Annotated in this window: 23 protein-coding genes and 1 tRNA gene; 12 read left to right on the top strand and 12 right to left on the bottom strand. The window is 42.8% G+C overall.

From position 1 onward, the window contains the following. Positions 1-7: 7 nt before the first annotated feature. From cysQ to PHC76_RS07215, 6 genes are all read right to left on the bottom strand, one after another. On the bottom strand, positions 8-769 hold the full coding sequence (cysQ, locus tag PHC76_RS07240) for a 3'(2'),5'-bisphosphate nucleotidase CysQ (protein WP_299970069.1): 762 nt from the start codon (positions 767-769) through the stop codon (positions 8-10). Next, on the bottom strand, positions 762-1,364 hold the full coding sequence (cysC, locus tag PHC76_RS07235; protein WP_299970066.1) for an adenylyl-sulfate kinase: 603 nt from the start codon (positions 1,362-1,364) through the stop codon (positions 762-764). The genes cysQ and cysC overlap by 8 nt, the downstream gene beginning before the upstream one ends. Before the next feature lie 45 nt (positions 1,365-1,409). Next, entirely contained in the window at positions 1,410-2,867 is a 1,458-nt protein-coding gene (gene cysN / locus PHC76_RS07230) for a sulfate adenylyltransferase subunit CysN (protein ID WP_299970063.1), read from the bottom strand. After that, positions 2,867-3,778, bottom strand: a complete 912-nt coding sequence (cysD, locus tag PHC76_RS07225) for a sulfate adenylyltransferase subunit CysD (RefSeq protein WP_299970060.1) — start codon at positions 3,776-3,778, stop codon at positions 2,867-2,869. The genes cysN and cysD overlap by 1 nt, the downstream gene beginning before the upstream one ends. Positions 3,779-3,855: 77 nt before the next feature. Then, positions 3,856-4,647 carry a sulfite exporter TauE/SafE family protein gene (locus tag PHC76_RS07220; RefSeq protein ID WP_299970057.1) on the bottom strand — a complete coding sequence of 264 codons (792 nt, stop codon included), beginning with the start codon at positions 4,645-4,647 and terminating at the stop codon, positions 3,856-3,858. 161 nt (positions 4,648-4,808) lie between these two features. Further along, a tRNA-Ala gene (locus tag PHC76_RS07215) sits at positions 4,809-4,884 on the bottom strand. A gap of 130 nt (positions 4,885-5,014) precedes the next feature. On the opposite strand from PHC76_RS07215, the gene PHC76_RS07210 reads away from it, so the two are divergent. Beyond that, the gene (locus PHC76_RS07210; RefSeq protein ID WP_299970054.1) at positions 5,015-5,728 is read left to right on the top strand and encodes a hypothetical protein; all 714 of its coding nucleotides are present in this window, start codon (positions 5,015-5,017) and stop codon (positions 5,726-5,728) included. A 3-nt stretch (positions 5,729-5,731) separates the two neighbouring features. On the opposite strand, the gene PHC76_RS07205 is transcribed toward PHC76_RS07210, so the two are convergent. Next, entirely contained in the window at positions 5,732-6,148 is a 417-nt protein-coding gene (locus tag PHC76_RS07205) for a hypothetical protein (protein ID WP_299970052.1), read from the bottom strand. A gap of 138 nt (positions 6,149-6,286) precedes the next feature. On the opposite strand from PHC76_RS07205, the gene PHC76_RS07200 reads away from it, so the two are divergent. The 6 genes from PHC76_RS07200 to PHC76_RS07175 are packed head-to-tail and all read left to right on the top strand — an operon-like array spanning position 6,287 to position 12,982. Then, the gene (locus tag PHC76_RS07200) at positions 6,287-7,372 is read left to right on the top strand and encodes an HD domain-containing phosphohydrolase (protein WP_299970049.1); all 1,086 of its coding nucleotides are present in this window, start codon (positions 6,287-6,289) and stop codon (positions 7,370-7,372) included. 11 nt (positions 7,373-7,383) lie between these two features. Beyond that, positions 7,384-7,746, top strand: a complete 363-nt coding sequence (locus PHC76_RS07195) for a response regulator (protein WP_299970047.1) — start codon at positions 7,384-7,386, stop codon at positions 7,744-7,746. Beyond that, a complete protein-coding gene (locus PHC76_RS07190) occupies positions 7,739-10,072 on the top strand; it encodes an ATP-binding protein (protein WP_299970044.1) in 2,334 nt (777 codons plus the stop codon). The genes PHC76_RS07195 and PHC76_RS07190 overlap by 8 nt, the downstream gene beginning before the upstream one ends. Beyond that, entirely contained in the window at positions 10,069-10,857 is a 789-nt protein-coding gene (locus tag PHC76_RS07185) for an HDOD domain-containing protein (RefSeq protein WP_299970041.1), read from the top strand. The genes PHC76_RS07190 and PHC76_RS07185 overlap by 4 nt, the downstream gene beginning before the upstream one ends. An 11-nt stretch (positions 10,858-10,868) precedes the next feature. Beyond that, on the top strand, positions 10,869-11,993 hold the full coding sequence (locus tag PHC76_RS07180) for an FIST N-terminal domain-containing protein (protein ID WP_299970038.1): 1,125 nt from the start codon (positions 10,869-10,871) through the stop codon (positions 11,991-11,993). Between the two features lie 8 nt (positions 11,994-12,001). Beyond that, entirely contained in the window at positions 12,002-12,982 is a 981-nt protein-coding gene (locus PHC76_RS07175; protein ID WP_299970036.1) for a HAMP domain-containing sensor histidine kinase, read from the top strand. Here the strand turns inward: PHC76_RS07175 and PHC76_RS07170 are convergent. Further along, positions 12,963-13,652: a sulfite exporter TauE/SafE family protein gene (locus PHC76_RS07170; protein WP_299970033.1), complete on the bottom strand. Its 690-nt coding sequence runs from the start codon at positions 13,650-13,652 to the stop codon at positions 12,963-12,965. The genes PHC76_RS07175 and PHC76_RS07170 overlap by 20 nt on opposite strands. A gap of 121 nt (positions 13,653-13,773) precedes the next feature. On the opposite strand from PHC76_RS07170, the gene PHC76_RS07165 reads away from it, so the two are divergent. After that, complete coding sequence (locus tag PHC76_RS07165) at positions 13,774-14,037, top strand: heavy metal-associated domain-containing protein (protein ID WP_299970031.1); 264 nt, start codon at positions 13,774-13,776, stop codon at positions 14,035-14,037. Between the two features lie 65 nt (positions 14,038-14,102). Here PHC76_RS07165 and PHC76_RS07160 read toward each other — a convergent pair whose 3' ends face one another. From PHC76_RS07160 to PHC76_RS07150, 3 genes are all read right to left on the bottom strand, one after another. Continuing rightward, positions 14,103-15,077, bottom strand: coding sequence for an argininosuccinate synthase domain-containing protein (locus PHC76_RS07160; protein WP_299970028.1), 975 nt, complete (start codon positions 15,075-15,077; stop codon positions 14,103-14,105). A gap of 157 nt (positions 15,078-15,234) precedes the next feature. Beyond that, positions 15,235-16,878: a DNA primase gene (gene dnaG, locus PHC76_RS07155; RefSeq protein WP_299970025.1), complete on the bottom strand. Its 1,644-nt coding sequence runs from the start codon at positions 16,876-16,878 to the stop codon at positions 15,235-15,237. A 28-nt stretch (positions 16,879-16,906) separates the two neighbouring features. Beyond that, positions 16,907-18,571, bottom strand: coding sequence for a methyl-accepting chemotaxis protein (locus PHC76_RS07150; protein ID WP_299970022.1), 1,665 nt, complete (start codon positions 18,569-18,571; stop codon positions 16,907-16,909). 124 nt (positions 18,572-18,695) lie between these two features. Between PHC76_RS07150 and rpsU the strand changes: the two genes are divergently transcribed. The 3 genes from rpsU (at position 18,696) to PHC76_RS07135 (ending at position 21,210) form a co-directional block, all read left to right on the top strand. Continuing rightward, positions 18,696-18,908 (top strand): 30S ribosomal protein S21, encoded by a 213-nt coding sequence (gene rpsU / locus PHC76_RS07145; protein ID WP_037946308.1) that lies wholly within the window; start codon positions 18,696-18,698, stop codon positions 18,906-18,908. A 124-nt stretch (positions 18,909-19,032) separates the two neighbouring features. After that, on the top strand, positions 19,033-20,196 hold the full coding sequence (gene purT, locus PHC76_RS07140; protein WP_299970013.1) for a formate-dependent phosphoribosylglycinamide formyltransferase: 1,164 nt from the start codon (positions 19,033-19,035) through the stop codon (positions 20,194-20,196). Positions 20,197-20,280: 84 nt separating this feature from the next. Further along, on the top strand, positions 20,281-21,210 hold the full coding sequence (locus PHC76_RS07135; RefSeq protein WP_299970010.1) for a D-2-hydroxyacid dehydrogenase: 930 nt from the start codon (positions 20,281-20,283) through the stop codon (positions 21,208-21,210). On the opposite strand, the gene PHC76_RS07130 is transcribed toward PHC76_RS07135, so the two are convergent. Next, a complete protein-coding gene (locus PHC76_RS07130) occupies positions 21,188-22,093 on the bottom strand; it encodes an AEC family transporter (protein WP_299970008.1) in 906 nt (301 codons plus the stop codon). The genes PHC76_RS07135 and PHC76_RS07130 overlap by 23 nt on opposite strands. A gap of 86 nt (positions 22,094-22,179) precedes the next feature. Here PHC76_RS07130 and PHC76_RS07125 point away from each other — a divergent pair, with 86 nt between their 5' ends. Beyond that, a complete protein-coding gene (locus PHC76_RS07125; protein WP_299970005.1) occupies positions 22,180-23,781 on the top strand; it encodes an FAD-binding protein in 1,602 nt (533 codons plus the stop codon). Positions 23,782-23,877 lie beyond the last annotated feature (96 nt).

Here is a 23,877-nt window from a genome sequence, read left to right as displayed (position 1 = left end):
AGTCAACTCAACGAACAACAAACCAAGGATTTAAAAGGTTCTCTTTATTGTATTCCATCGCAGTGCCACTTTGAAATTGATATGTCATCTTACCTGCTTCACGTACAATCGCATCGGCTGCAGCTGTATCCCACTCCATAGTCGGTGCAAGACGTGGATAGACATCTGCACTCCCTTCTGCTACCATGCACAGTTTTAATGAACTTCCCTTAGAGACGCATTCGATATTCTCGGTTGTTTTGGCCAAATCATCAATATAGTCTTGTGTTTCAGAACTAAGATGGGATTTACTTGCTACTACTTTAAGCTGTTTATCTGATTCGGTGTTGGTGTAGAGAGGAAGGGGTATTCCGTTTTTATAGGCACCGTTGCCTTGTGTAGCCCAGTACATCTCACTCAGTGCAGGAGCGTAAACTACTCCTAAGATTGGGATGTGATTATGGATTAGAGCAATATTGACAGTAAATTCATCATTCTTTTTTATAAACTCTTTTGTACCATCCAGCGGGTCTACCATCCAAAAGTATTCCCACTCTTTTCGTTCTTCAAAAGGGATTGTTTTCCCCTCTTCCGAAAGAATTGGAAATTTCAACAATAGATTGCTTAACCCTTCTACGATTAATTCATTGGCTTTTTGGTCAGCTTCTGTGAGGGGGCTTTGATCTTCTTTGTAATCAATACTGAAATCTTTTGCATAGATATCCATAATAATATCACCTGCTTGTTTAGCGATAGTTACGATATCATCGATATTGATTTGATTAAGCATGCAGGTATCCTTTGGATTGTAAATAATCAATTATAGTGCTAACGCACCCCTCAATCCCTAGTTCTTCAGTAAGAAGATGAATTTGTGGCTCTTGAGGAGCTTCATACGGAGAGCTGATTCCGGTAAAAAAGGGGATGTCCCCATTCCGTGCCTTAGTATAGAGCCCTTTTGGATCTCTTTGTTCGCAAATATCTATCGGGGTATCAACAAATACTTCAATAAATTCTCCCTCTGCAACCAGATCATGAACAATTTGTCGATCGGAGCAAAAGGGTGAGATAAATGCCGTAATGACTATTAATCCTGCGTCAACAAAGAGTTTGCTGACTTCTCCGATTCGGCGAATATTTTCAATTCGGTCATGATCATTAAAAGCTAAATCTTTATTGAGCCCATGGCGTATATTGTCACCATCAAGCAGATAGGTGTGTTTTCCTATTTCAAAAAGTTTCAGTTCCAAAGCATTGGCAATGGTTGATTTACCAGATCCACTTAAGCCGGTAAACCAAAGGATGCAGGGTTTTTGATTTTTGATTTTTGCACGCTCAGCGTTTGAAACTTGATGATTGTGCCATACAATATTAGTGTGTGACATTATTAGAACTTTCTTGAATGAGGTGGGTGATTTTTTTTATGCACATCAAATAGCCTTGCATCCCCATTCCGGAAAATGGTTTCGGATGTATCTATTTAATTCAACTTCAGCTTGTGTGTATTCGCGGTGATCACTAGGGACAATATCTTGATCACGACGACTGACATCGACAATCATCCCAGCACCTACAGTGCTATTGCTTAAACGATCAATCACGATAAAACTTCCGGTTGATCGATTTAATCGATAAGGGTCTGCTGCGATTGGACGGTTTAATACAAGTTTACAAGAAGCTATGTCGTTAAGATGAAGCTCTTCGACGATTGCTTTTTCATAAGTATTGACATCAATTTTATAATTTATATGATCAAAACTACCACCCAATACAGTTGTTGCAGATTTAATATGATAGTTTTTTCCTATACTCATCGGCTCATCCGCCATCCATACTATCATTACTTTTAAACTGTTAGAGATGCGAGGGAGATGCTCTGCATGGACAATCATATCTCCTCGGCTAATATCGACTTCATCTTCTGTTGTCAATGTGACCGCCATCGGCGCATAAGCTTCATCGAGGGTTTCTATCGCACTATTTTCACCCATTAGGGAGAGGTTGTTTTCTGCCATAGGGGGGATAATCGATTTAATGCGGGTCGTTTTTCCAGAAGGGAGTACGGTAATTTCATCACCGACTTTGACACTTCCGGATGCTATAGTTCCTGCAAAACCGCGAAAGTTTAAATTCGGACGATTTACCCACTGAACTGGAAATCGGAAAGGCTTCGCATCACTCTTGTCTGAAATATCGAGTGTATCAAGAATTTCCATCAAACACTCGCCATTGTACCACGGCGATTGTTCGCTGGCATTGACGACATTATCACCATTTAGTGCCGACATTGGGACGTAAATAGGATTTTCGATCCCTAGTTCTTTGGATAAAGTAGTATATTCTTCTCGAATTTCATTAAAGCGTGATTCGCTAAAGTCAACCAAATCCATTTTATTGATTGCAACAATAATATGTTTTATCCCTAAAAGATGGACAATATAGGAGTGACGACGGGTTTGTGTTTGAACACCATAGCGTGCATCAATCAATATGATTGCTAAATCTGCCGTAGATGCTCCTGTCGCCATATTACGTGTATATTGTTCATGTCCAGGAGTGTCAGCGATAATAAATTTTCGTTTATCAGTTGAAAAAAATCGATACGCGACATCAATTGTAATCCCTTGCTCTCGTTCGCTTTGTAACCCGTCTACTAGCAGAGCAAGATCAAGCTCCCCACCTTGTGTTCCCACTTTTTTTGAATCTTTTTCGATCGCAGAGAGTTGATCCTCAAAAATCATTTTTGAATCATAGAGAAGTCTTCCGATAAGGGTACTTTTCCCATCATCTACGCTACCGCAGGTTATGAGACGCATTAATCCCTTGTTTTCATGTTGATGGAGGTATTCTTCGATATTGCTTGCGATTAAATCACCTTGATGAGCCATTAAAAATATCCTTCTATTTTTTTCTTTTCCATAGAACCGGTTGAATCGCTATCGATCAATCGACCCTGTCGTTCAGAAGTTGTTGTTAAAAGCATCTCTTGTATAATCTCTGGTAGCGTGGTTGCATTTGATTCTACCGCACCCGTCAACGGATAACATCCAAGCGTACGAAAGCGGACAAGCTCTTTTTTAGCAGTTTTTCGAAGTTCTTCTGGCATTCGATCATCATCAACCATGATAAGTGTTCCACCCATCTCGACCACTTCACGTTCAGCCGCGAAATAGAGAGAAGGGATAGGAATTTGTTCTAAATAAATATATTGCCAAATATCAAGTTCTGTCCAATTTGAAAGGGGAAATACACGAATACTTTCACCTTTATGATGACGCCCATTATAGATATTCCACAATTCAGGGCGCTGATTCTTTGGATCCCAACGATGAAATTTGTCACGAAAAGAGTAAATACGTTCTTTGGCCCGACTTTTTTCTTCATCCCGACGTGCTCCCCCAAATACAGCATCGTATTTGTAGATATCAAGCATCTGTTTGAGACCCTCTGTTTTCATAATGTCTGTGTGTACTGCTGAGCCATGCTCAAAAGGGCTGATATTCATCTCTTTCCCTTGTGGATTGACGTAGACGATCAGATCCATCCCTACCTCTTTGGCTCGCTGGTCACGAAATTCAATCATTTCATGAAATTTCCACATGGTATCTACATGCACAAGCGGAAATGGTGGCGGTGCAGGATAAAATGCTTTTTGGGCAATATGTAGCATTACCGAGGAGTCTTTCCCAATGCTATAAAGCATTGCCGGATTTTCAAACTCTGCTACCACTTCACGCATGATATGGATAGCTTCGGCTTCCAGTTGCTTGAGGTGGGTTAACCTTTTTTCATCTATCATTTAAATAACCTTTTATTTTATGAAAATTTATATTCTAAATTATAATAATGGTGAATTATATCGTATCAATATTTAGTTTAATGCCATACGTTTAACCACAGTTTGGCTCCAATTGAAAATAACACTATTGCTAAGCCAATTCGTAGCCATTTATGTGGTAATCGTGCAGACAACATTGCTCCGATAATTACAGCAGGGATGGAGCCTGTAAGTAAGTTACCTAGTAATATAAAGTTAACATTTCCGATGATTAGGTGACCAATTCCGGCAAACATAGCTAGGGGGATTGCATGAACAATATCGGTTGCTATCAATCGAGGCATGGTTAAACGAAGGGGGTACAGATAGGCTAAAAATACAGCGCCAAGGGCTCCTGCTCCTACAGATGTCAAGGTTACTAATACCCCAAGTACTGCTCCGGCAATGATGGTAAGCGGTCCTTGCCACTGTATAAAATGTTCACTATCTGTTGTCCGAAGATAGCGCCCAAAACCGTGCAATTGTTTTTGAAATAGAATGCCGGTTGCTGTTAACACTACCGCAATAGCAATGGTTGTTTTGAGCAAGATTACAGCGCTGTCATCTACTGGATAAAGTTTCATCCATATCAATGTTATTGTTGATGCGCTAAGACTCCCTATCCAAAGACGTTTGACGACTTGCCAATCAATCAAGCCATGATGTTGATGAATCCGCATAGCAAAAAGTTTGGTAATCGCGGCAAACCATAAATCGGTTCCAACTGCTGCCATCGGGGCTATTCCGAATACAAGTAAAAGCAATGGAGTCATTAGTGCTCCTCCTCCAACTCCTGTCAAACCTACTAGCAAACCTGTGATAGCACCTGCCGACATTAACATAAAATCCATAATTTGTGCATCCTTATGATATTTTGATGATTTATAGTGAATATTGATATTATAGTTAAGTTAAGCTTACATTTTAACAAATCAAAGTTTAGAAATTTAACTTTATGCTTTTATTGAATTTTTTATAGGTTTGATTGATTAGAACGATAATGTTTATGTATTGGTGGACCCTACCGGGATCGAACCGGTGACCTCAACGCTGCCAGCGTTGCGCTCTCCCAGCTGAGCTAAGGGCCCTTGAAGTAGTTGCTGGAGTGAAATTATGCCCACTTGGTTCTTAATTTTTGTTTGTGATAAAAGGTAAAGGTTTTAAAACAAAATGCCGATATAGCTATTCAGAATTATCCAGACAAAGGTAGTTAGTAGCATGAAAAAATTAATGTTTTTTGCTGTATTAGGGATGAGTAGTGTAATGTGTGCATCCGAGCCCGTTACGGTTCAAGTGATCAGCGCGATATATGAAAAATCGGTAACCAAAGAGTTTGATAAGAAATTAAAAAAATCGGGTTTAGATATACATAAAAATGTTGAAAACAGTCGTTACGTTGTCACATTGGGGGCGTTTAAAGATGGTAAAAATGCGGGTAAAGCGCTAAAAAATGCGCGTAACGTTGTGAGCAGTGATGCGTTTGTTCGTCCCGTAGAGAGACATTTTACGGCTGAGAATGCTACCCATACAGAATCAAAACCGACAGAGGTAGTACGGGCGCTTGCGGAAGTAAAGCCGATAGATGCCGTGCCGGCACACTCAGAGGTTAAGCCGGTAGAAGTAGCAAAAGCGGTTGCGGAAGTTAAATCAACAGAAGCCGCGCAGGTACACTCAGAGGTTAAACCGGTAGAAGTAGCAAAAGTACTTGCGGAAGCCAAACCGATAGAAGCTGTTCAGCCATATACGGAAGTGAAACCAGTAACGCTCCCTCTGATATCGAGTGTTTCTATGGCTGATACCAAACCGATGACTCCTGTTGTTCAATCGATATGCGACAAACGAGATATACGAAAAGATGAGTTTGCCGAAGCAATCCGATATTATAAAACGTCTCCGTACCATCGGTTTGAGTCGGTAGGGTTACGCCAATAACGGTTATCCCTCTAGCGCACCATAGAGGCAATCGAGGTCAATACGGTGCATCTTTTTCACTTCCGCATGCAGCGATTCAAAAAGTTCTCCTTTGTTTTCCCCGTTTGCCGGATAGCATACGGCACTTGAGGGGATAGGACGGGCGAACATCTCCTCGAACATCCGTTTGACGATTCCTGTCCCGTATCGGTCGGTATAGGGCATGACAAAGAAATAATAATTTTCATGATGGACAATTGAATCAGAAGTGCGTAGCAGGTTTGGAAGGTTAGTGTTAATAATCTCTTGGGTCATACCTGCAAAATCACAAAACAAAATCGTAAAACTCTCCGATCGGTTCTCATCAAGACGATTAGCAATACCGATATTAAGATCGATAAGTGCTGCGAAATTATCAAAAGAAAATGTTACCCCTGCCATAGAAATCCCCCTAAATTAACATGAGAGTAGTATAACGTAATTTTAAAAATCATCTTCATAATAAAGACTCAACAGCATTTAAAATTTCTAGGAGTACACTATAGCTAGTAGCATATAATAAAAGGTAAAGTGACACTCATGGAAAAAGTCCGAATATTAGCGGTTGATGATCAGGAGTTTAATCTCGATCTTATAGAATTAGCATTTATGGAATATGAGAATACGGAGCTAATAAAAGCAGAAAATGGTCAGATAGCTTTGGAGATTCTCGAAAAAGATCCTTGTTTCCATGTGATTTTACTCGATTTAGCGATGCCCGTTCTTAATGGATTTGAGACATTGGAGCGGTTAAAGGGGAATGCTGTATGGAAGCAGATCCCCACTATCATCGTCACCGCGAATAAAGAAGAAAAGTTGCGTGCCCTTAATCTCGGCGGAGATGATTTTATCAGTAAGCCGTACGATATTGAAGAGTTGAAGTTACGAACTTTTAACTATGCTAAAATAAAAGATTATCAAGATAACCTCAACAGCATGGTGGAAGAGCGTACTCGTGAGTTGTCGGATGCGCTAATGCAAGCTAAAAAAACCGAATATGAGATTTCTGCACGATTGGGGAAGGCGTCCGAATACCGTGATTTAGAGACGGGGATGCATATTAAACGGATGAGCCATTATTCAGCAAAACTCGCTGAGTTGGCAGGGCTAGATACGGAAGAGGTGGAGTTGGTGCTGTATGCTTCGCCCCTCCACGACATCGGCAAAGTGGGGATTCCCGATCAGATTTTACTCAAACCCGGTCGGTTTACTCCCGAGGAGTTTGAGATTATGAAGCTTCATGCTGTTTTGGGTGGCAAGATGTTGGAGAGTGAGGGAAATTACCCCGTTTTGGAGGTTGGACGGATTATCGCATTGCAGCACCATGAAAAAATAGACGGTACAGGATACCCTGCCGGCCTTAAAGGGGAGAAAATCCATATATATGCTCGTATCGTATCGATTGCGGATGTGTTTGATGCATTGAGTTCTGAACGGGTATATAAAAAAGCGTTTAGTGTTGAAAAAACAGTTGAAATCATGCAAGAGGGTTCCGGAAGTCATTTTGATGAAAAGCTTTTAACCCTTTTTATAGAGAATTTGGATCAATTTTTGGCTATCAAAGAGGCCTTTCCGGATGAAGAAGAGACCCCGTCGATTATGAATCTTATCGATCAATTACAGTAATGGAGAAACAAGTGAAAATTTTAATAGCTGAAGATGAAGAGTATAATCAAATGGTGGTGCAAGCAATGGTCGAAATCCTCTATCCTGATGTGGCTATAACGATTGTTGAGAATGGGGCTGAGGCGCTGGAGAAATTGGCGAGTGAGCCGTTTGATCTCCTTCTTACTGATGTTGATATGCCAGTTATGAATGGATATATTTTGGTGGATGAGATTAAAAAGCTTGGTCTTATCCTTCCGATGATATGTGTAACAGCGTTTGCGATTAGCGGAGATCGTGAGAAGTTATTGCTCCACGGTTTTGATAATTATATTTCAAAACCGATCGATATGGATGAGATGAAACGGGTATTGGATAACTACATCAATGCGTAAACCATTTGATTCCATATCACTGATGACATTATTTGAGCTGGATGAAAATCATCTTAAGCAACGTGAAAAAGTGGGTTCATATATTCATTCGTTCGGCAGTCTTATCGCCGATAGGATGTATAGCCATTATCTTTTAAAAGATCCTACGTTTCGTAATATCCTCTCCCTGTCCGATACTCCCCGTTTAGTCCGAATGTTTGGGGAGTATTTTAGCTCTTTGTTTATTCACCCTTTTGATGAGCGCTTGATAGAGAGAACGCGTCAAATCGCCGAAATCCATATGGCAATAGGGCTTGAAGCGATTCAAGTGTCACGCGGATTTGATATTTTAAATGAAATTATTATTGATTTAGCAGGTATCAATGTCAATGTACGGGAAGATTTAGCGATTATTCTCAAAATGATACGGATTAGTGAATCGGTGATGAATCAGAGTTATGTTGATCGTTACTTCAAACATCAAGAGGAGCTTAAGCGGGAGAATGAAGTCTTGACGCTGTTTGATACTTTATACGCAGCACTGACGATACACAAACAAAATCAGCAAAAATTGATACGTTTTTGGGATAAAGGGGCGATTGAGAACGAAACGTTTCACACTGAAGACTCCTGCCCTTTTAGTCGCACACTTGATGTACTAGGGGATAAATCGGAGTTGTTATTGGGTTTTGGGATAGATATTTCCCAAGCACGCTCTCTCCATCATGCCTATCATGAAAATGTGGAAATGTTGTTGCAGTTGCCACGTGCAGAGGGGAAAACGGTATATGAACGTATTATAGAGATATCCCAAGCGCTGTATGGGATTATCGATAAACCGCTCAGTGATATTTCGGCGACGACTTATATGGGTGTTCATTCGGGGATTGAGTTCTTGCACGCCTGTGCCCATTCAATATATGAGAGTGGTTCATCTTATAATCCGGATGAACTCATTAATGGTGTACGAGAAAAACTGTATGAGCAGCTTCACCAAACGCTCGGATGGTGTATCGAGGGATTGTATGTTGGTGAGGGGCATATTGATGGCGGGGAAGAGTACGATGTAGTCGGAAAGATCGTTCTCAATGAACATCGGATGAATGTCGGAGTGGCTTTGAAAGATATCCCTAATAAGCACTATATGACAGAAATTATCCGCATATTGCTCGAAATTTTGCGTCAAAACTTCCAAAATCGGGAGCGAGAACATGCGTTGATACGGCTTGTTGATGATGCTGAACGCTCCAGCAGGGCTAAAGATATGTTTTTAGCCAATATGAGTCATGAATTGCGAACGCCACTCAATGCTATCATCGGATTTTCTCAAATCTTGATGATGAATAAAAGCATTCCGGAAAATCTTCGAGCTTATATCCAAAAGATTACAATCTCGGGCAATAATCTTTTGTCGCTTGTGAATACGATTTTGGATTTTGCAAAATTGGAAGCAGGAAAGTTAAATTTCAAGCCGGAAATAACCGTTGTTGCAGGCATTTTTCATGAAGTGTTGTCTATTGTTGAGCCGTTGGCTCAGAAAAAAGCGATTACTTTCCATCATCCGGAATTGATTTCATTGGGGCTTTATTTGGATCGCTCATTGATTGTTCAAGTACTCTTAAACTTGCTTAGTAATGCAGTTAAATTTACCCAAGAGGGTGGAGAGATCACCTTGGGACTGGAGTATGATTTAGTGGAGCGGGTATATCGCTTTTCCATCACCGATACGGGGATAGGGATTGAAGCGAAAGATATCGCTACATTGTTTGACCCTTTTACGCAGGTGGAAAATCCATTTCAAAAAAGCAGTAAAGGGACGGGATTAGGATTGGCTATTTCGAAGCGGATTATCGAAGATCTCCATAAAGGAAAATTGTGGGTAGAGAGTCAAATTGGAGTAGGTTCTACCTTTTATTTTACGATCCCCGTATCTGACTCACAAACCACAATGACATCCTATCCGAATCTTGATTCCGGACTTCCTAGTATATTAATTGTTGAGGATGCTCATGAGTATCAGCAGATTTTGGTTGAGCGGTTAAAAAATGATTTTAATATCATGGTGACCAATTCAGTCAATCTTGCCAAAGAGCTTTTAGAAAAGGAGCGTTTTGATTTCATTATTCTCGATTTCTTTTTGGTGGATGGAATCAGCTCGGAAGTATTACAATTTATGGAAGCAAATGCTATTCGTACACCCACAATTATTATTTCGGCTGAAGATGATAATAAACTTATCTCTCATTTCCCTGATGCCCAAAATGTTGAGGGGATATTTAATAAGGTTAACATCAATGAGATATGCGATTTTCTTACATTCCAAACAAAAAAGAGAGGTTCATTATGATTGAAGATATTAAAAGTCTCCCCCCGCTACCGGCTTCGATTAGCAAAATCCAAGAGCTATGCATGATGAGTGAAGTAGATGTCAATGCTTTGGCTAAAGTGATCGAGAGTGATCCGATGCTCAGTGCCAATATACTCAAAGCGGCGAACTCACCGTTGTATGGGATGAGTCGAGAGATATCGTCTATCCATCAGGCGATGATGCTGTTTGGTATTTCTATGATACGGGGTTTTGCGGCAGCGAATGCGATCAAAAAAACCCTTCCTCTGGATATGTCTCCGTACAATACGACCATCGAGCATTTGAGTGAAGTTTCGATGATGCAACAAGCTTTAGTGCGATTATGGTACGGTGAAGCTGATAAGAGTATGTTGCCGCTGTTGATGAGTGCTTCATTTTTAATGGAGCTCGGAAAATTGGTAGGCGCTGCCAAAATCATCAAAATGGGTCAAGAAAAGCTTTTTGCATCGCAAATTGAAGAATCTGAAAATATTGCAGAGATTGAGAAGATATTCTTTGGAATGGATAGTTATGAGATAAGTGCTCTAATGTTTGAACATTGGCATTTTGAATCCCATCTAATCGATATCTTCCGAGCTATTTCCGATTCAGAACCACAAGGGTATGGTGCTGTTTTAAACGTGGTGAGTCAAGCGATTTCACTTAAAGAGGTATTGAGTGAAAAATCGATAGAACGGGCTTTGGGGAGCATAGAGAAATTTGGATTACCGTTAGCAGAGTTTGAAAAAGCGGTTGCCATGCTCAAAGAAAATATACAAAAATAAAAGGCTGTACCATGAGAAGCGAACAAATACGATGGAGCCAAAAAAATGGATGGGTCGGGTATGATAAAGTACAAGGTGCAATGCGGAACTTGGTACTTGTCTTTTTTGATAACCATGCCTGTTTAGATCCGCAGTGGTATGAAACCCTCAAAGAGATGTATCCTAATGCGGTGATTGCAGGAGCAAGCAGTTCGGGGAGTGTTTTGGATACGATTATCAGTGATGAAGATGCGGTGGCAACGGCGATTAGTTTTGATCGTACGCAAGTGCGCTCAGCATCAAAGCGGGTCATTGATTTCCAAGATATGGAACAGCTCGGTATTGCATTGGGGAAAGAGTTGCATGGAGAGACGTTACGCCATGTATTTATCCTCTCGGATGGATTGACGGTCAATGGGAGTGAATTGGCACGCGGATTGTCAGAAGTGTTGCCTGATGGGGTGAGTATTACCGGAGGTATGGCAGGAGATGGAACACGCTTTGGAGCTACCTATGTAATGGCGCAGGGAGTTGCAGAGATTGGAGTTGTTGCCGCGATCGGTTTATACGGTGAATCATTAGTCGCACGAAGCGGATGTTCCGCGGGATGGGAAGAGTTTGGGGCAGAGCGTCGAATTACACGTTCTGAGGGGAATGTCCTTTATACTATCGATGATAAGCCAGCACTTGAGTTGTATAAAAGCTATTTGGGGGAGTTTGCGGCAGATTTACCGGGAAGCGGGTTGCGCTTTCCGATGAGTGTACGTAAAGATGCCGAGGGATCTCCTTTGATCCGAACCCTTCTTGCTATTGATGAAGAGACTCAAAGTTTGACGTTTGCAGGGGATATCCCCAATGGAGGGCTATGCCGATTGATGAAAACCAATATGGATGCTCTTATTGAGCATGCCGGCTTGGCGGCAAAAGCTTCTCAAATGGAGCATGACGATGAGTTCCTTGTATTGCTTGTAAGCTGTGTAGGCAGACGCCTTGTATTGGGGCAATTGTGTGAAGAAGAGCTGGAGATTATTCGAGAGATACTTGGAGAAAAAGCGATTTTAACCGGTTTCTATTCTTATGGTGAACTGTCTGAATTAGGAGAATCTCGATGTACACTCCATAATCAAACGATGACTTTGGTCAGTATTTACGAATAGGGACGAACATGACAACGCCTCCGTACCATCGTTTATTGGTTCGACAAATGCGGAGGTTTGTACGTCCTGAATTAATAGATGAATTAGCCCCTTTTTTAGAGACGGTCAATAATTTTTATATCGATGCGGAAAAAGAGCGCCGCTTATTGGAGCATACGTTGGATGTAAGCTCCAAAGAGTTAGAAGAGGCGAACCATTCACTGAAAAAACAGTATGAAGAGCTACTGGAAAACGAGAAGCTCAAATCGGCGCACGATCAAGCAGTTATGGCCATGAATGAGGCGCAAGAGGCTAACCGCGCCAAAGATATTTTTTTATCCAACATGAGTCATGAACTCCGTACCCCTCTCAATGCTATTAATGGATTTTCTCAGATACTGCTTGCCAAAAATGATACCCCGGACAATGCAAAAAAGTTTATCGAAAAAATTTTACTTGCAGGGAACACGCTTCTTTCACTTGTGAATACTATTTTAGATTTTGCCAAAATTGAATCGGGCAAAATGGATGTTCATCTAACGACGTTTGTTATGAATGAGTTAATTCATGAAGTAGCGGTATTGGTAGAACCTATGGCTCAAAACAAACATCTAAAACTCGATTTGGAAATAACTCAGGAGATAGAGGTTGATGGAGATCGACAGCTAATCAAACAGGTGTTAGTGAATCTGTTGAGCAATGCAATCAAATTTTCCCCGGAAAATGAAACCATATCCATGAACTATCAATGGGAGAAAGAACGGTATGTTTTTGGCGTTATAGATCATGGCTATGGGATAAAAGAAGATCAAATCGGCACTCTTTTTAACCCTTTTGTCCAAATTCGTGAACACCAAAATGAATCGATAAAAGGGACTGGGTTAGGTCTTTCTATTGTGAAAAAGATTATAGAGATGCATGGTGGAGAGATATGGGTGGAGAGCGTTGTTGGAGAGGGGAGCTGTTTTTACTTCTCTCTTCCTAAAACCGTTACATTGGCAAATCGATAAAATAAGCCAGTCCGTAATAGATGCTGTAAAGTCCATAAATGGCGATAGCGATAGCGGCGAGTCGATTCATACTTTGACGAAAAGCGATTTCTCTCATAAAATTAACCGATTGTCCGAGTGCTAGAAGTGTGGGGATGGTTGCGAGTCCAAATATCGCCATAATAGCTCCTCCATGGAGGATTGATGCGCTTGAAGCGGCTTTCGCGGCAAAGAAAAAGACAAATCCGCACGGGAAAAATCCGTTCATCATCCCCAATGCAAAAAAGCTTTTGATACTTTTGCTTTTAATGAGGCGAGAGAAGAGGAGTTTAAAGATTTTGAAATTGGAAAAAGAGTGCTCCAGTGCATGAAGAAGTTTCGAGAGTCCCAACATCGAGAGGGCGGTGATAATCATCAATATCCCCGCAAAGATAAAGAGTGCTCCGTGCATCTCCATACTCACCGTAAAGAGTGAGCCTAGTCCACCAAAAATCATCCCCAGTATCGCATACGAGCTTACCCGCCCGATATTGTAGGCACCATGACGGAGAAGCTGTGCACCGCGACTCATAGAGGCATCGATTTTGGTCGAGCTATAGGCGACGATAAATCCTCCGCACATCCCGATGCAGTGACCGAAACTACCGGCAAAAGCGATAGAGATAATAACAAACCAATCGATTGAACCCATAATGAAACCTTTTATTAAATATTCTTACAATAAATACTGCTTTTTATAAAAATGGTAAAATTTTAACACTTTATTAAGACTTCTGTGTAACAATAGCATGAAATTACTAAAAGGACGAATAATGAAAAAAGTACTCTTGAGTCTTGTGGCTTTGGTAGCGGTGTCGAGTGCGGATCAGTTGGTAAACCTTAAAATCGAGGGGATGATGTGCCCTGCGTGTGTAAAAAACGTTAAAGGTTCTTTGTCGGAAGTAAAAGGGGTTAAAGACGCTACGGTATACCTCAAAGAGGGTAAAGCAGAAGTAAAAGCAGCCGATGGGACAAAAGCTGATGCAATGTGTGACGCGGTCAAAAAAGCGGGTTATGGCTGTTCAGTAGCTAAATAGATTGTCATACCCGCGTAGGGCGAAAAGCTAGATTCCGTGTCGTGGCACGGAATGACAAAGGGATGTTAAATCATATACTTCTGAGCATCGTTACGGCTAAGATCACTAACAGTGCTTAAAGTCTCTCCCCCAAAATCAATCACTTGTTCTCCGCTAAAATTGGGTTTGCAATAGGCTAAGACCAATTTCGCTGCCAATGTCTTATCGTTATCACTTGCATTTTTGGATATCAAAGAGTGGGGACCGAAGAGGTCAGTAGTGATATGGGTATATTTCTCATTTTCGATACCCTCTAACACGTTGTTTTCCTCTTCGTTGCGTCCAATGATAAATTTTGCCCCTTCTGGAAGCCGTAATTGACGACCGTATTTGAGGGTAGGGATATCGGCTTTGATAAAGTTGCTATCATGGGCGATGAGATCTCGGATTTTGCGTGAAAAATGCTCATCGGTGAGGAGGCATCCCCCTCCGGGTGCTTCGTAATCAGTGAGTCCGAATTCTGAAACCAGCTCCATTTGGCGATCACGGTTTCGTCCGACGATGTTTTCGAGTTTGCTCCGATCTACCCACCCCTCTAGTTCTGGGATAGTCGGCTCTAACGCTTGGGCGCTGAGAGGACGTAATAGTAGCCCTTCGCAATCGCTGAGGTTGAGCACTTTTTGGAGCGATTCGCTGTTTTGGCTCATAGGACGTTGCCCTAACACCTCACCGCTAATAATAAAACTCGCCCCCTCTGCAATCATCACCCGTTTGGCTACTTCAGACATCTTCCCGTGACAGTCGATGCAGGGATTGAAATTTTTCCCATAGCCGTATTTCGGGGTAAAGAGAACTTGCTCCAAATACTCCTCTTGGATATCGATAATCCGAAGCTCTGCACCCACTTGATCACACATGTTTTGCATATGGGTACGTCTATCTTTGGTCGAACCAAATCCTGTGCTAATGTTGCAGGCGATCACCTCAATCCCTTGGTTGATGATGAGTTTCATGGCGAGAGTCGAATCGAGTCCGCCACTAAAGAGGGCTATTGCTTTCATAAAATGAATCCTTGCTTTATAATTGTACTTTTCTGTTTAGCCAGAAAAGTACCAAAAGAGCATACCATGATCCAAAAACGCTATGTTCCTCTCGGCACTACTGCCTCCGGAACAGCTCTAGGTGTTGGATCATGGGAATTAATTACTAGACTATAGTCTAACTGAGCGGTACGAGTTCACCCCGTTTTAATCGAGCAATTTTATCCCGTATCTGACGTATTAAATACGATTTTTTATCGAATGATACCGAATTTTCACTGGCAATTTTTTTGAGTTCACGATTGTAATAGTGGGTTAAGAAGGTGATAAGCTCTGCGCGAATCGCCTCATCCCCATCAAAAATATGGATCCGTTCGTCCATCAGTAGTGCTCCCAATCGGGGATCATCACGGTTATTAATCGCCGATAGAAATTCATTGCTATGGTATTGAAACAAAGAGGCATCTATAAAATCGAGGAGAGAATCGATAATAGCAGGGCGATCTAAAATCGTTTTAATGAGGCTCAATTCCCAAATATCGTGATGAGAGAAATTTATTTTTTGGGTGGTTGTAGAGGATGCGGGTTGGTTAAGACGTATGAGTGAGGGTGAAATCCCCAATCGGGATGCGGCAAACGTTCGATACTCCTCTTGCATCAGTGGTGAGAGGGTTTTGAGATACGCGATAATCTCGTGCATTGCCGATTCTTTGGCGTGGGAATCGCTAAGATTGTATCCACCGATGGTTTGGGTGATAACAAACTCGATAAAGGGGATGGGACGGTGCAAGAGGGCATTGAGCTCTTCTATACGCCCCTCTTTAATCATATCGGCAGGATCAAGCCCGCCGCTAAAGAGGATAACTCCCCCATCAAACCCCCCGCCACTGAGAAGTTTAGAGGCTTTGAATGCCGCATTTTGTCCCGCTTTGTCTCCATCGTACGCGACGAGGACGCGCGGTTCACCTTTACGAAGCGTCGGAAGATGTTCGCTGGTGAGGGCTGTCCCAAGCGTAGCGACGGCATGGGTAAATCCTGCTTGATGGAGCATCACCACGTCCAAATACCCCTCGGTGACGATGATCTCTTTGTGTTTGTAGATCGACTCGCGCGCTAGATGGTAGGCGTAGAGGAGGCGTGATTTATTAAAAATGGCACTTTGAGAGGAGTTGACGTATTTTGCCTGATGCCCCGTAATGGTACGCCCGCCGAAACCGACTATCGCTCCACTATTGGAGTGGATAGGGAATGTGATACGTTCGATAAAACGGGCAAAAAGTCGCCCATCATCCCCTCTGCCGATTGCCCCTTGGGTGATGGACTCTTCGGAGCTAAATTTATGGTGCTCTAAAAATCGGAGCGTTTCGGGCGAAGTGGGGGCATAGCCGATACCGAATTTTTCGATACTAGAGGCATAGATTCCCCGATCGCTAAGGTAGGCAGAAGCAGTACGGTTTTCCCCTAGGAGTTTTTGATACCATCCGTTGAGGGTGTCGAGGAGGTTTGAACGTTCACGACGTTCATTATTGTCGGTGTAGTGGAGGGTAAAATTGACCGAAGAGGCGAGTTTTTCAATCGCTTCGGGGTAGCTCAGCTTTTCATACTCCATCGTAAACTTGATCGAATCTCCATCGACACCGCACCCGAAACAGTGGTAACGTTGACGCTGAGGATTAACCATAAAGCTCGCCGATTTTTCGTCGTGGAATGGGCAGGGTGCTTTAAAGTTAGACCCTGAACGTTTGAGTTCAACGTAGGAGCCTACGACATCGACAATATCAAGACGCCCTTTGAGGGCTTCAATGGAGTCAGGAGTTATCATAAGTGTATTTTAGCGAAAGAGGGCTTTATTAATGTGTCTTAAATTGTCCCAACTGTTGATAAAGAGTGTTCGCGGAGTGTTCAATCGAATCGGCAATCTCTGAGAGTTCGTGCATAGAAGTTTCATTGAGTGTGGCAAGGGTGTTGATGGATTCGATTTGAGTGAGCATAGAATCGATATGCTCGGCGATGATTTTAGAGTTTTTGACACTGGCATCGGTAAGTTCAGCCGTCTTTTCCATCGCTTTGACGGTTTCGTTGATGTTTTGATCAACGGTATGCGATATATCGGTGACATGCCCCATCGATTCGCTGTTGTGTTTCATTTGATCGGTTGCTTCGGAGATGCTTTGGACGATTATATTGATAGTAGCGTTTATCTCGACGAGACTTTTTTGGGTACGTTCGGCGAGTTTGCGTACTTCATCGGCAACGACGGCAAATCCTCGACCGTGTTCCCCCGCACGAGCCGCTTCGATAGCGGCATTGAGGGCGAGGAGGTTCGTCTGATCGGCAATATCGCCGATAACGAGAAGGATATGTTGAACTTGGGAGGCTTCAGTATTGAGCTGTTGGAGTTTGTAACTTAAATCTTCTTCGAGCTCTGAACTACGGCTAATCGTTTGGAGTAATATTTCAAGCTCATGACGGCTGTTTTGGAGTTGGTCGAACGCAATACTGACATTTACTTGGGTAAGGGCAAAATCTTCCACCCCCTGATCGACGATTACTTGGATAGAGTGGGCATTTTTGGTGGTGGTTGTAACGAGCTCATTCTCTTTATAAACACGATCTTTAATGCTATTTGAGATATTCCCTAGATTGTTAGCAACATCTAAATTGGTTGTTGATATGGTTTTGGATTGCGAAATTGCTTGTTCCATCTCAGAAATAAAACGGTTGAGGGTACTCATCATTACCCCTGTTTCGTCGCGTGTAAATCCTCGAAATGATTTGGTTAGATCAAAAAGATTAGTTTTCAGGTTATCGGTCAGTGATTTTATCGGGCGGGTCACTTGGGCTACGAGGAGGGTCATGTTAAGTGCAGAGATGGTAATTCCTACGAGGGCGGTAATGATATTTTTGATTACAAGGGTCGATAGATCAAGATGGGGGATAGAATAGAGCAAAATAGTATTGAGTAAAACGAGTAAAACAATGTTACCGAGGATGGTGGTAAAGATAGAAAGGACCATTTTTTTCCCAAAAGAGATAAAAGGGTAGCGTTCGCTCAATGGGATAACGGTTACCCACTCTTCGAGACGAATAACAAACAAGATAAAAATAGGGATAATAAAAAGCAAAAGGAGCGGTAGTACTGCAAACTGGGCAAGACCGAATCGCTCAATCGTAATAAAAGATTTTCCCGCAAGGACGGCGGTAGGACCTAAAAACGTATAGAGTAACTCTCCCAACAAAAACCAATAGGGCAATCGGGAGATAATGGCGGCAGCATCTTCGTGTTTATGAGGTGTTTTCATAAGAAATTCGATTTTTGTCAGAGTGCGGTTAAAACCGACAATCATAATCGAAGTAGCAACGAGCATGTAAAGAGCCATGGGGATGGATACCAGTATCGAAACTAACTCATCAAATGTGAAAAGATGAGAAAAGAAAACCAGAAATACCCAAGCGATTGGTGGGATCATCATTCCGACAAATATTAACCACATCAACACTATTCGTGGGTTCATTTGAAACTCCATAATGACTATAATCTAAATGATAACCTATCTTAGGCTAAAAGATAGCTTTTATCCGCGAAGTTACGCTATAATTGCAGTTCGAAAATTTTAAATAGAAAGTAGGTGATTGTAGATGCCTGGTATTATCTTACGCCAAGATGATAATTTTGATGCTGCATACCGTCGTTTCAAAAAACAAACAGATCGTAATCTGGTTGTTACAGAAGCTCGTGCTCGTCGTAACCACGTTACTGAGACCGAAAAACGTAAACAGTTCAAAATCAGCGCTCGCAAGAAGATGTTAAAACGTCTCTATATGATGCGACGTTACGAATCTCGCCTGTAATTTCTTGCGCTTCGGCGCTTGAGTTACACCCTCTCATTTTTCCCCTTTTTTTATTCTCTACTAACAAAACCTTTACTAACCCTATGATAAACTTCGTGGTATAAATTTTGCACAAGGCTATTTCATGCTTTTCAGCGCACCACTTAAAAATAATTCCAAAAAAATCATGTTGTTGGGTTCGGGTGAACTCGGTAAAGAAGTAGCTATAGAAGCACAGCGTTTGGGGATCGAAGTGGTTGCCGTGGATCGCTATGCTCATGCTCCGGCACATTTGGTTGCGAATCGCTCTCATGTAGTCAATATGCAAGATAAAGAGGCGGTGCTCAAAATTATCCGTGAAGAGAAACCCGATTATATTCTCCCAGAGATTGAAGCAATTAGCATCGATGCGTTGTTCGCGGCTGAAGCGGAGGGGTTTTGTGTCATCCCGAATGCTGAAGCGGTCAACAAAACCATGAACCGTAAAAATATCCGCCGTTTTGCAGCAGAAGAGCTAGGGCTTAAAACAAGCCGTTACCATTTTGTGAGTACCTATGAGGATATGTGCGCTGCTGCGGAGGATGTTGGGTTCCCGTGTGTTATCAAACCCGTTATGAGTAGCTCAGGACATGGTCAAAGTATCGCTCACAGTCCATTTGATTTGGAGAGCTCATGGGAGATCGCCAAAGAGGCGCGTGGGGATGCGAGTGAGCTGATTGTCGAGGAGTTTATCCGATTTGATTATGAGATTACTTTGCTCACCGCTCGTAACGGAAGTGAGACCGTATTTTGTGAGCCAATCGGACATATTCAAAAAGATGGTGACTATATCTACAGCTGGCAACCGATGGAGATGTCACGAAAAGCACTTAAACGCTCTCAAAAAATCGCACAAGCAATAACAGATGGTTTGGGCGGCAAAGGGTTGTTTGGGGTAGAACTGTTTGTGGCTGGCGATGAGGTCTATTTTAGTGAAGTGAGCCCACGTCCGCACGATACGGGGATGGTAACGCTGATTACCCAAAGCCAAAGCGAGTTTGCTCTCCATGTACGAGCTGTGCTCGGATTGCCTCTTGGATTTATCTTCTACGGTGATGGTGCCAGTGCGGCATTCAAATCGACCGTGGAGTCTCACGAACCGGTGATTGATGTTGCGGATGAGTTGTTTGATACTAACAGCTATGTGAGAGTGTTTGGAAAACCTGAAGCACACGTCGGACGACGTATGGCAGTGGTGTTGGTGTTTGATAAAGTGAATAAAGCGCTTAAAAAAGCGAAGAAATTGATTCAGAAAATTAAGGATGCATAGACTCGTCATTCCCGCGTAGGCGGGAATCCAGCTAAAAAAATAAAGATGGATCCCCGGATCAAGTCCGAGGATGACGGAGAATATATGAAAATAGTAATTTTAGATGCACTAACTTACGGTGATACCTCGTTAGCAGGATTTGATTCTCTAGGGGATGTAACAACTTATCAAACGACATCTGCTGATGAGACGGTGGAGCGTGTGCGCGATGCAGATGTAATTGTTACAAACAAAGTGGTTATTAACGACACCGTGATGGAATCGGCACCTAATCTCAAGCTCATCTGTGTCGCTGCAACGGGGATGAATAACATCGATCATGAGGCGGCGGAACGTCGTGGAATCAGTGTTAAAAACGTCGCGGGGTATTCGACCGATGCGGTGGTGCAACACACTTTTTCAATCCTCTTTTACCTGATGGGGCATAGTCGCTATTATGATGAGTATGTCAAAAGCGGAGCATGGCAGAAGGAGGCGGTATTTACACATATCGGTCCTTCATTCAGTGAACTGCGTGGAAAAACATGGGGGATAATCGGATTAGGGGAAATCGGTCGGAATGTGGCGAAAATCGCGTCAGCTTTTGGGGCAAACGTCTGTTATTACTCAACGTCGGGGAAAAATGAGAACAGCGAGTATGAAAAAACGACACTCAGCCGTTTGATTGAAAACAGCGATGTTATCTCGATTCACGCACCGCTCAACCCATCGACCGAAAATCTCATCTCCCACTCCGAACTGTTGCAGATGAAAGACGGTGCACTATTGCTCAACCTCGGTCGGGGTGGAATCGTGGATGAAGATGCCCTCTCGGTCATTATCGATGTGAAACCGATTTTTGTCGGTTTGGATGTGTTAGTGAAAGAGCCAATGAAAACACCGTACCCTCTTTTGGCAATCAAACACCCTGAGCGTCTCTATATCACGCCTCATATCGCGTGGACGTCGCGTGAAGCACGGGAACGATTGATTGATGCGACGATAGGGAATATCAAAACATTTTTAACAGTGTAGGGAGTACAAACGCAATCCCTAAAAAGAGTACAGAGGTGATAAACACTTGTACCGTAACCGTTTTAGGTGAGCAGTTATAGAGCGATGCGAGATTGACATTCGCTACCGCTAGGGGGACTAACAGCTCCAAAAACAAAAGCCCTTTGACCATCGGATCCATTGCGATATGTTGCAATATAAAAAATGTCATCAACGGTATTAAAAGAAATTTTGTAGATATTACCCATCCGCTTAGACGCATATTGATCTCTCGTAGTTGAATCCCATAGAGATAAATCCCAAACAGTACCAACTGCATCGTCATCGAGGCGTATGCCCCCATCATTAATGTTTTATCCACTGCCGCACTAGGATGATACCCCGCTAGGTTTAGGATGATGGCTACCATCGCCGCCCAAAGGACGGGGAGTTTGAGGATATTTATGAGAGAGTCTCGTACGCTGAACTCTCCGCGTGAATAAAAAAAGACTCCGATGGTATAGACGACAAAAACATTCATCAGATTGATGAGGGTGAGATAGGGGACGCTTTGCTCTCCAAAAAGGGCGATTCCCAAGGGGATACCGAGATTTCCAGTATTGCCGATTAATGCGGCGACGGTAGCAATGGAGCGCTCTTTAGGGTTATGAAAAAATATTTTCGCCAGAGGAATCATTAGTAGCAATGCTAAAAGGGAAATTCCCAAATACAGTGCAGGGGCAAAGAGCAGTTCCGTATCGATAGGGCGTTTGAGCAATCCCCAAAAGGTGAGAAAAATCTGTAAAAAATAGATACTGAGCAATGTTATGGTACGGTCGTCGATTTTTTCTTTGAAGCTCCATTTGGCACCAAAACCGACAGCGATAAAGAGGTAAATACCCATAATTGAGAATAAAGTTTGCATTGTTTATTTTATCCAAAAATTAGTCAATCTTTTTGAGTGAGTGCTAAAGTTTGTTAGGTACAATCGCAACATTAAGGAGTCTTGCTATGGCGAAAGTATTGATTATCGGGAGTGGCGGTGCAGGATTGGTGAGTGCACTCTCAGCTCATGAAGCGGGTGCAGAGGTGATTGTCGCCTCCAAAACCCTTCCGACCCGTTCCCAAACCTCGATGGCACAGGGGGGGATGAATGCGGTTTTGGGCTTAGACGACGCAATCGAAGATCATATTTCCGATACCCTCAACTCTTCTGCCGGATTGGGGGATGAGAGTCGAATCGCTTTTATGTGCGAGAGTGCTCCCGAAGCGGTACGTTGGTGTAACAGTATAGGATTGCCCTTTAGCCGTGATGAATCGGGTGAAATAGCACGTAGACGACTTGGTGGTGCAAGCTCACCGCGAGCGTGTTATGCGCAGGACTACACGGGTCTAAAACTCCTCCATACGTTGTATGACCAATCTCTAAAAGCGGGAATTGTATTTAAAAATGACCGTTTTTTACTCAATCTAGTCGTCGATGAAGAGACTAACCGCGTGTTAGGGGCTACGTTTCTCGTCATCGAGAGTGGTGAAGTGGAAGAGATACGTGCCGATGCAGTTATCCTTGCTACGGGCGGGTATGGAAATCTTTACGGTAAACACTCGACCAATTCGGTGCAGGCGAGCGGGGATGGATTAGCGGCGGCAGTACGTGCGGGGGCGCGTTTAGCCGATATGGAGTTTATCCAGTTTCACCCCACAGCACTTAAAGGCTCATCGATTTTGATTAGTGAGAGTGCGCGCGGTGCGGGGGGATATTTGCTAAACGCACACAAAGAGCGTTTTACCGATGAGTTGGCTCCACGTGATGTCGTGGCACGTGCTATCCACGATGAGATAGCTAAAAGTGGAGCTGTTTATCTCGATATTCGCCATTTGGGAGAGGAATTTATCACTCATGAACTCCCACAAGAGCGAAAGTTAGCACAGATTTATGAGGGGATTGATCCTGTTCATGAATTGATTCCGATTAAACCCTCTGCCCACTACAGTATGGGGGGTATCGAGGTTAATACGCAGTGTATGAGCAGTGTGCAGGGGTTGTTTGCCGTCGGTGAGTGTGCCAATCACAAAACACACGGTGCTAACCGTTTGGGGGGTAATTCGCTTTTGGAATTGGTCGTGTTTGGGCGCGAATGCGGACGAAGCGCAGTTGAATTTGGAAATAAATATCCTGTCGCTACTGTGGAAAACAGCCAGTTAGCCAAAGATACCAACTTTATCCGAGGGGTGATGTATTTTACGAACCAAATCGATTTTTATCAAAAACAAGAGATGTTAGCGAATATCTTTTATAACAACGTAGGACTGGTACGTGAGGATATGGGGCTTAAGGCGGTGCTTGGGGCGATTCGTCAGATGCAGAAAGAGTTGCCGTTTATGGGACCGCGTGACAAGTCGAAAATTTGCAATACCAATCTGGTCGAGTTTATCGAGTTTGGAAATAAAATTGAGCTCTCTGAGATTATTGTTGTCGGTGCGATTAGTCGTGTCGAGAGTCGGGGGGCACATTATCGCAGTGATGCCCCAGTGCGGAATGATCGAATGTTCGGAGCTCATACAATAACATGGAAAGAAGGTGGAGTGCTATGCGTGGATTTTATGCAGTGAAACAACCGTTCGTGGTGAGCTTGTCCTCTCGCTCCCAAGCTCCAGCTTGGGAGTGTATAGTACCAGTTTGCATTCCCAAGCTAGAGCTTGGGAACG

Source organism: Sulfuricurvum sp. (genome assembly GCF_028710345.1).
Lineage (GTDB): Bacteria > Campylobacterota > Campylobacteria > Campylobacterales > Sulfurimonadaceae > Sulfuricurvum.
Note: the sequence above shows the minus strand (reverse complement) of the source record. Positions and strands in the feature narration are given on the sequence as shown.

What these genes read in the sequence shown, in the direction of transcription:
- rpsU (WP_037946308.1), top strand. Translation starts at nt 18,696, where the DNA reads ATGCCTGGTATTATCTTACGCCAAGATGATAATTTTGATGCTGCATAC.
- PHC76_RS07180 (WP_299970038.1), top strand. Translation starts at nt 10,869, where the DNA reads ATGAGAAGCGAACAAATACGATGGAGCCAAAAAAATGGATGGGTCGGG.
- PHC76_RS07125 (WP_299970005.1), top strand. Translation starts at nt 22,180, where the DNA reads ATGGCGAAAGTATTGATTATCGGGAGTGGCGGTGCAGGATTGGTGAGT.
- cysQ (WP_299970069.1), bottom strand. Translation starts at nt 769, where the DNA reads ATGCTTAATCAAATCAATATCGATGATATCGTAACTATCGCTAAACAA.
- PHC76_RS07190 (WP_299970044.1), top strand. Translation starts at nt 7,739, where the DNA reads ATGCGTAAACCATTTGATTCCATATCACTGATGACATTATTTGAGCTG.
- purT (WP_299970013.1), top strand. Translation starts at nt 19,033, where the DNA reads ATGCTTTTCAGCGCACCACTTAAAAATAATTCCAAAAAAATCATGTTG.
- PHC76_RS07160 (WP_299970028.1), bottom strand. Translation starts at nt 15,077, where the DNA reads ATGAAAGCAATAGCCCTCTTTAGTGGCGGACTCGATTCGACTCTCGCC.
- cysD (WP_299970060.1), bottom strand. Translation starts at nt 3,778, where the DNA reads ATGATAGATGAAAAAAGGTTAACCCACCTCAAGCAACTGGAAGCCGAA.
- PHC76_RS07220 (WP_299970057.1), bottom strand. Translation starts at nt 4,647, where the DNA reads ATGGATTTTATGTTAATGTCGGCAGGTGCTATCACAGGTTTGCTAGTA.
- PHC76_RS07135 (WP_299970010.1), top strand. Translation starts at nt 20,281, where the DNA reads ATGAAAATAGTAATTTTAGATGCACTAACTTACGGTGATACCTCGTTA.
- PHC76_RS07200 (WP_299970049.1), top strand. Translation starts at nt 6,287, where the DNA reads ATGGAAAAAGTCCGAATATTAGCGGTTGATGATCAGGAGTTTAATCTC.
- PHC76_RS07170 (WP_299970033.1), bottom strand. Translation starts at nt 13,652, where the DNA reads ATGGGTTCAATCGATTGGTTTGTTATTATCTCTATCGCTTTTGCCGGT.
- cysC (WP_299970066.1), bottom strand. Translation starts at nt 1,364, where the DNA reads ATGTCACACACTAATATTGTATGGCACAATCATCAAGTTTCAAACGCT.
- PHC76_RS07185 (WP_299970041.1), top strand. Translation starts at nt 10,069, where the DNA reads ATGATTGAAGATATTAAAAGTCTCCCCCCGCTACCGGCTTCGATTAGC.
- cysN (WP_299970063.1), bottom strand. Translation starts at nt 2,867, where the DNA reads ATGGCTCATCAAGGTGATTTAATCGCAAGCAATATCGAAGAATACCTC.
- PHC76_RS07150 (WP_299970022.1), bottom strand. Translation starts at nt 18,571, where the DNA reads ATGAACCCACGAATAGTGTTGATGTGGTTAATATTTGTCGGAATGATG.
- PHC76_RS07210 (WP_299970054.1), top strand. Translation starts at nt 5,015, where the DNA reads ATGAAAAAATTAATGTTTTTTGCTGTATTAGGGATGAGTAGTGTAATG.
- dnaG (WP_299970025.1), bottom strand. Translation starts at nt 16,878, where the DNA reads ATGATAACTCCTGACTCCATTGAAGCCCTCAAAGGGCGTCTTGATATT.
- PHC76_RS07175 (WP_299970036.1), top strand. Translation starts at nt 12,002, where the DNA reads ATGACAACGCCTCCGTACCATCGTTTATTGGTTCGACAAATGCGGAGG.
- PHC76_RS07130 (WP_299970008.1), bottom strand. Translation starts at nt 22,093, where the DNA reads ATGCAAACTTTATTCTCAATTATGGGTATTTACCTCTTTATCGCTGTC.
- PHC76_RS07205 (WP_299970052.1), bottom strand. Translation starts at nt 6,148, where the DNA reads ATGGCAGGGGTAACATTTTCTTTTGATAATTTCGCAGCACTTATCGAT.
- PHC76_RS07165 (WP_299970031.1), top strand. Translation starts at nt 13,774, where the DNA reads ATGAAAAAAGTACTCTTGAGTCTTGTGGCTTTGGTAGCGGTGTCGAGT.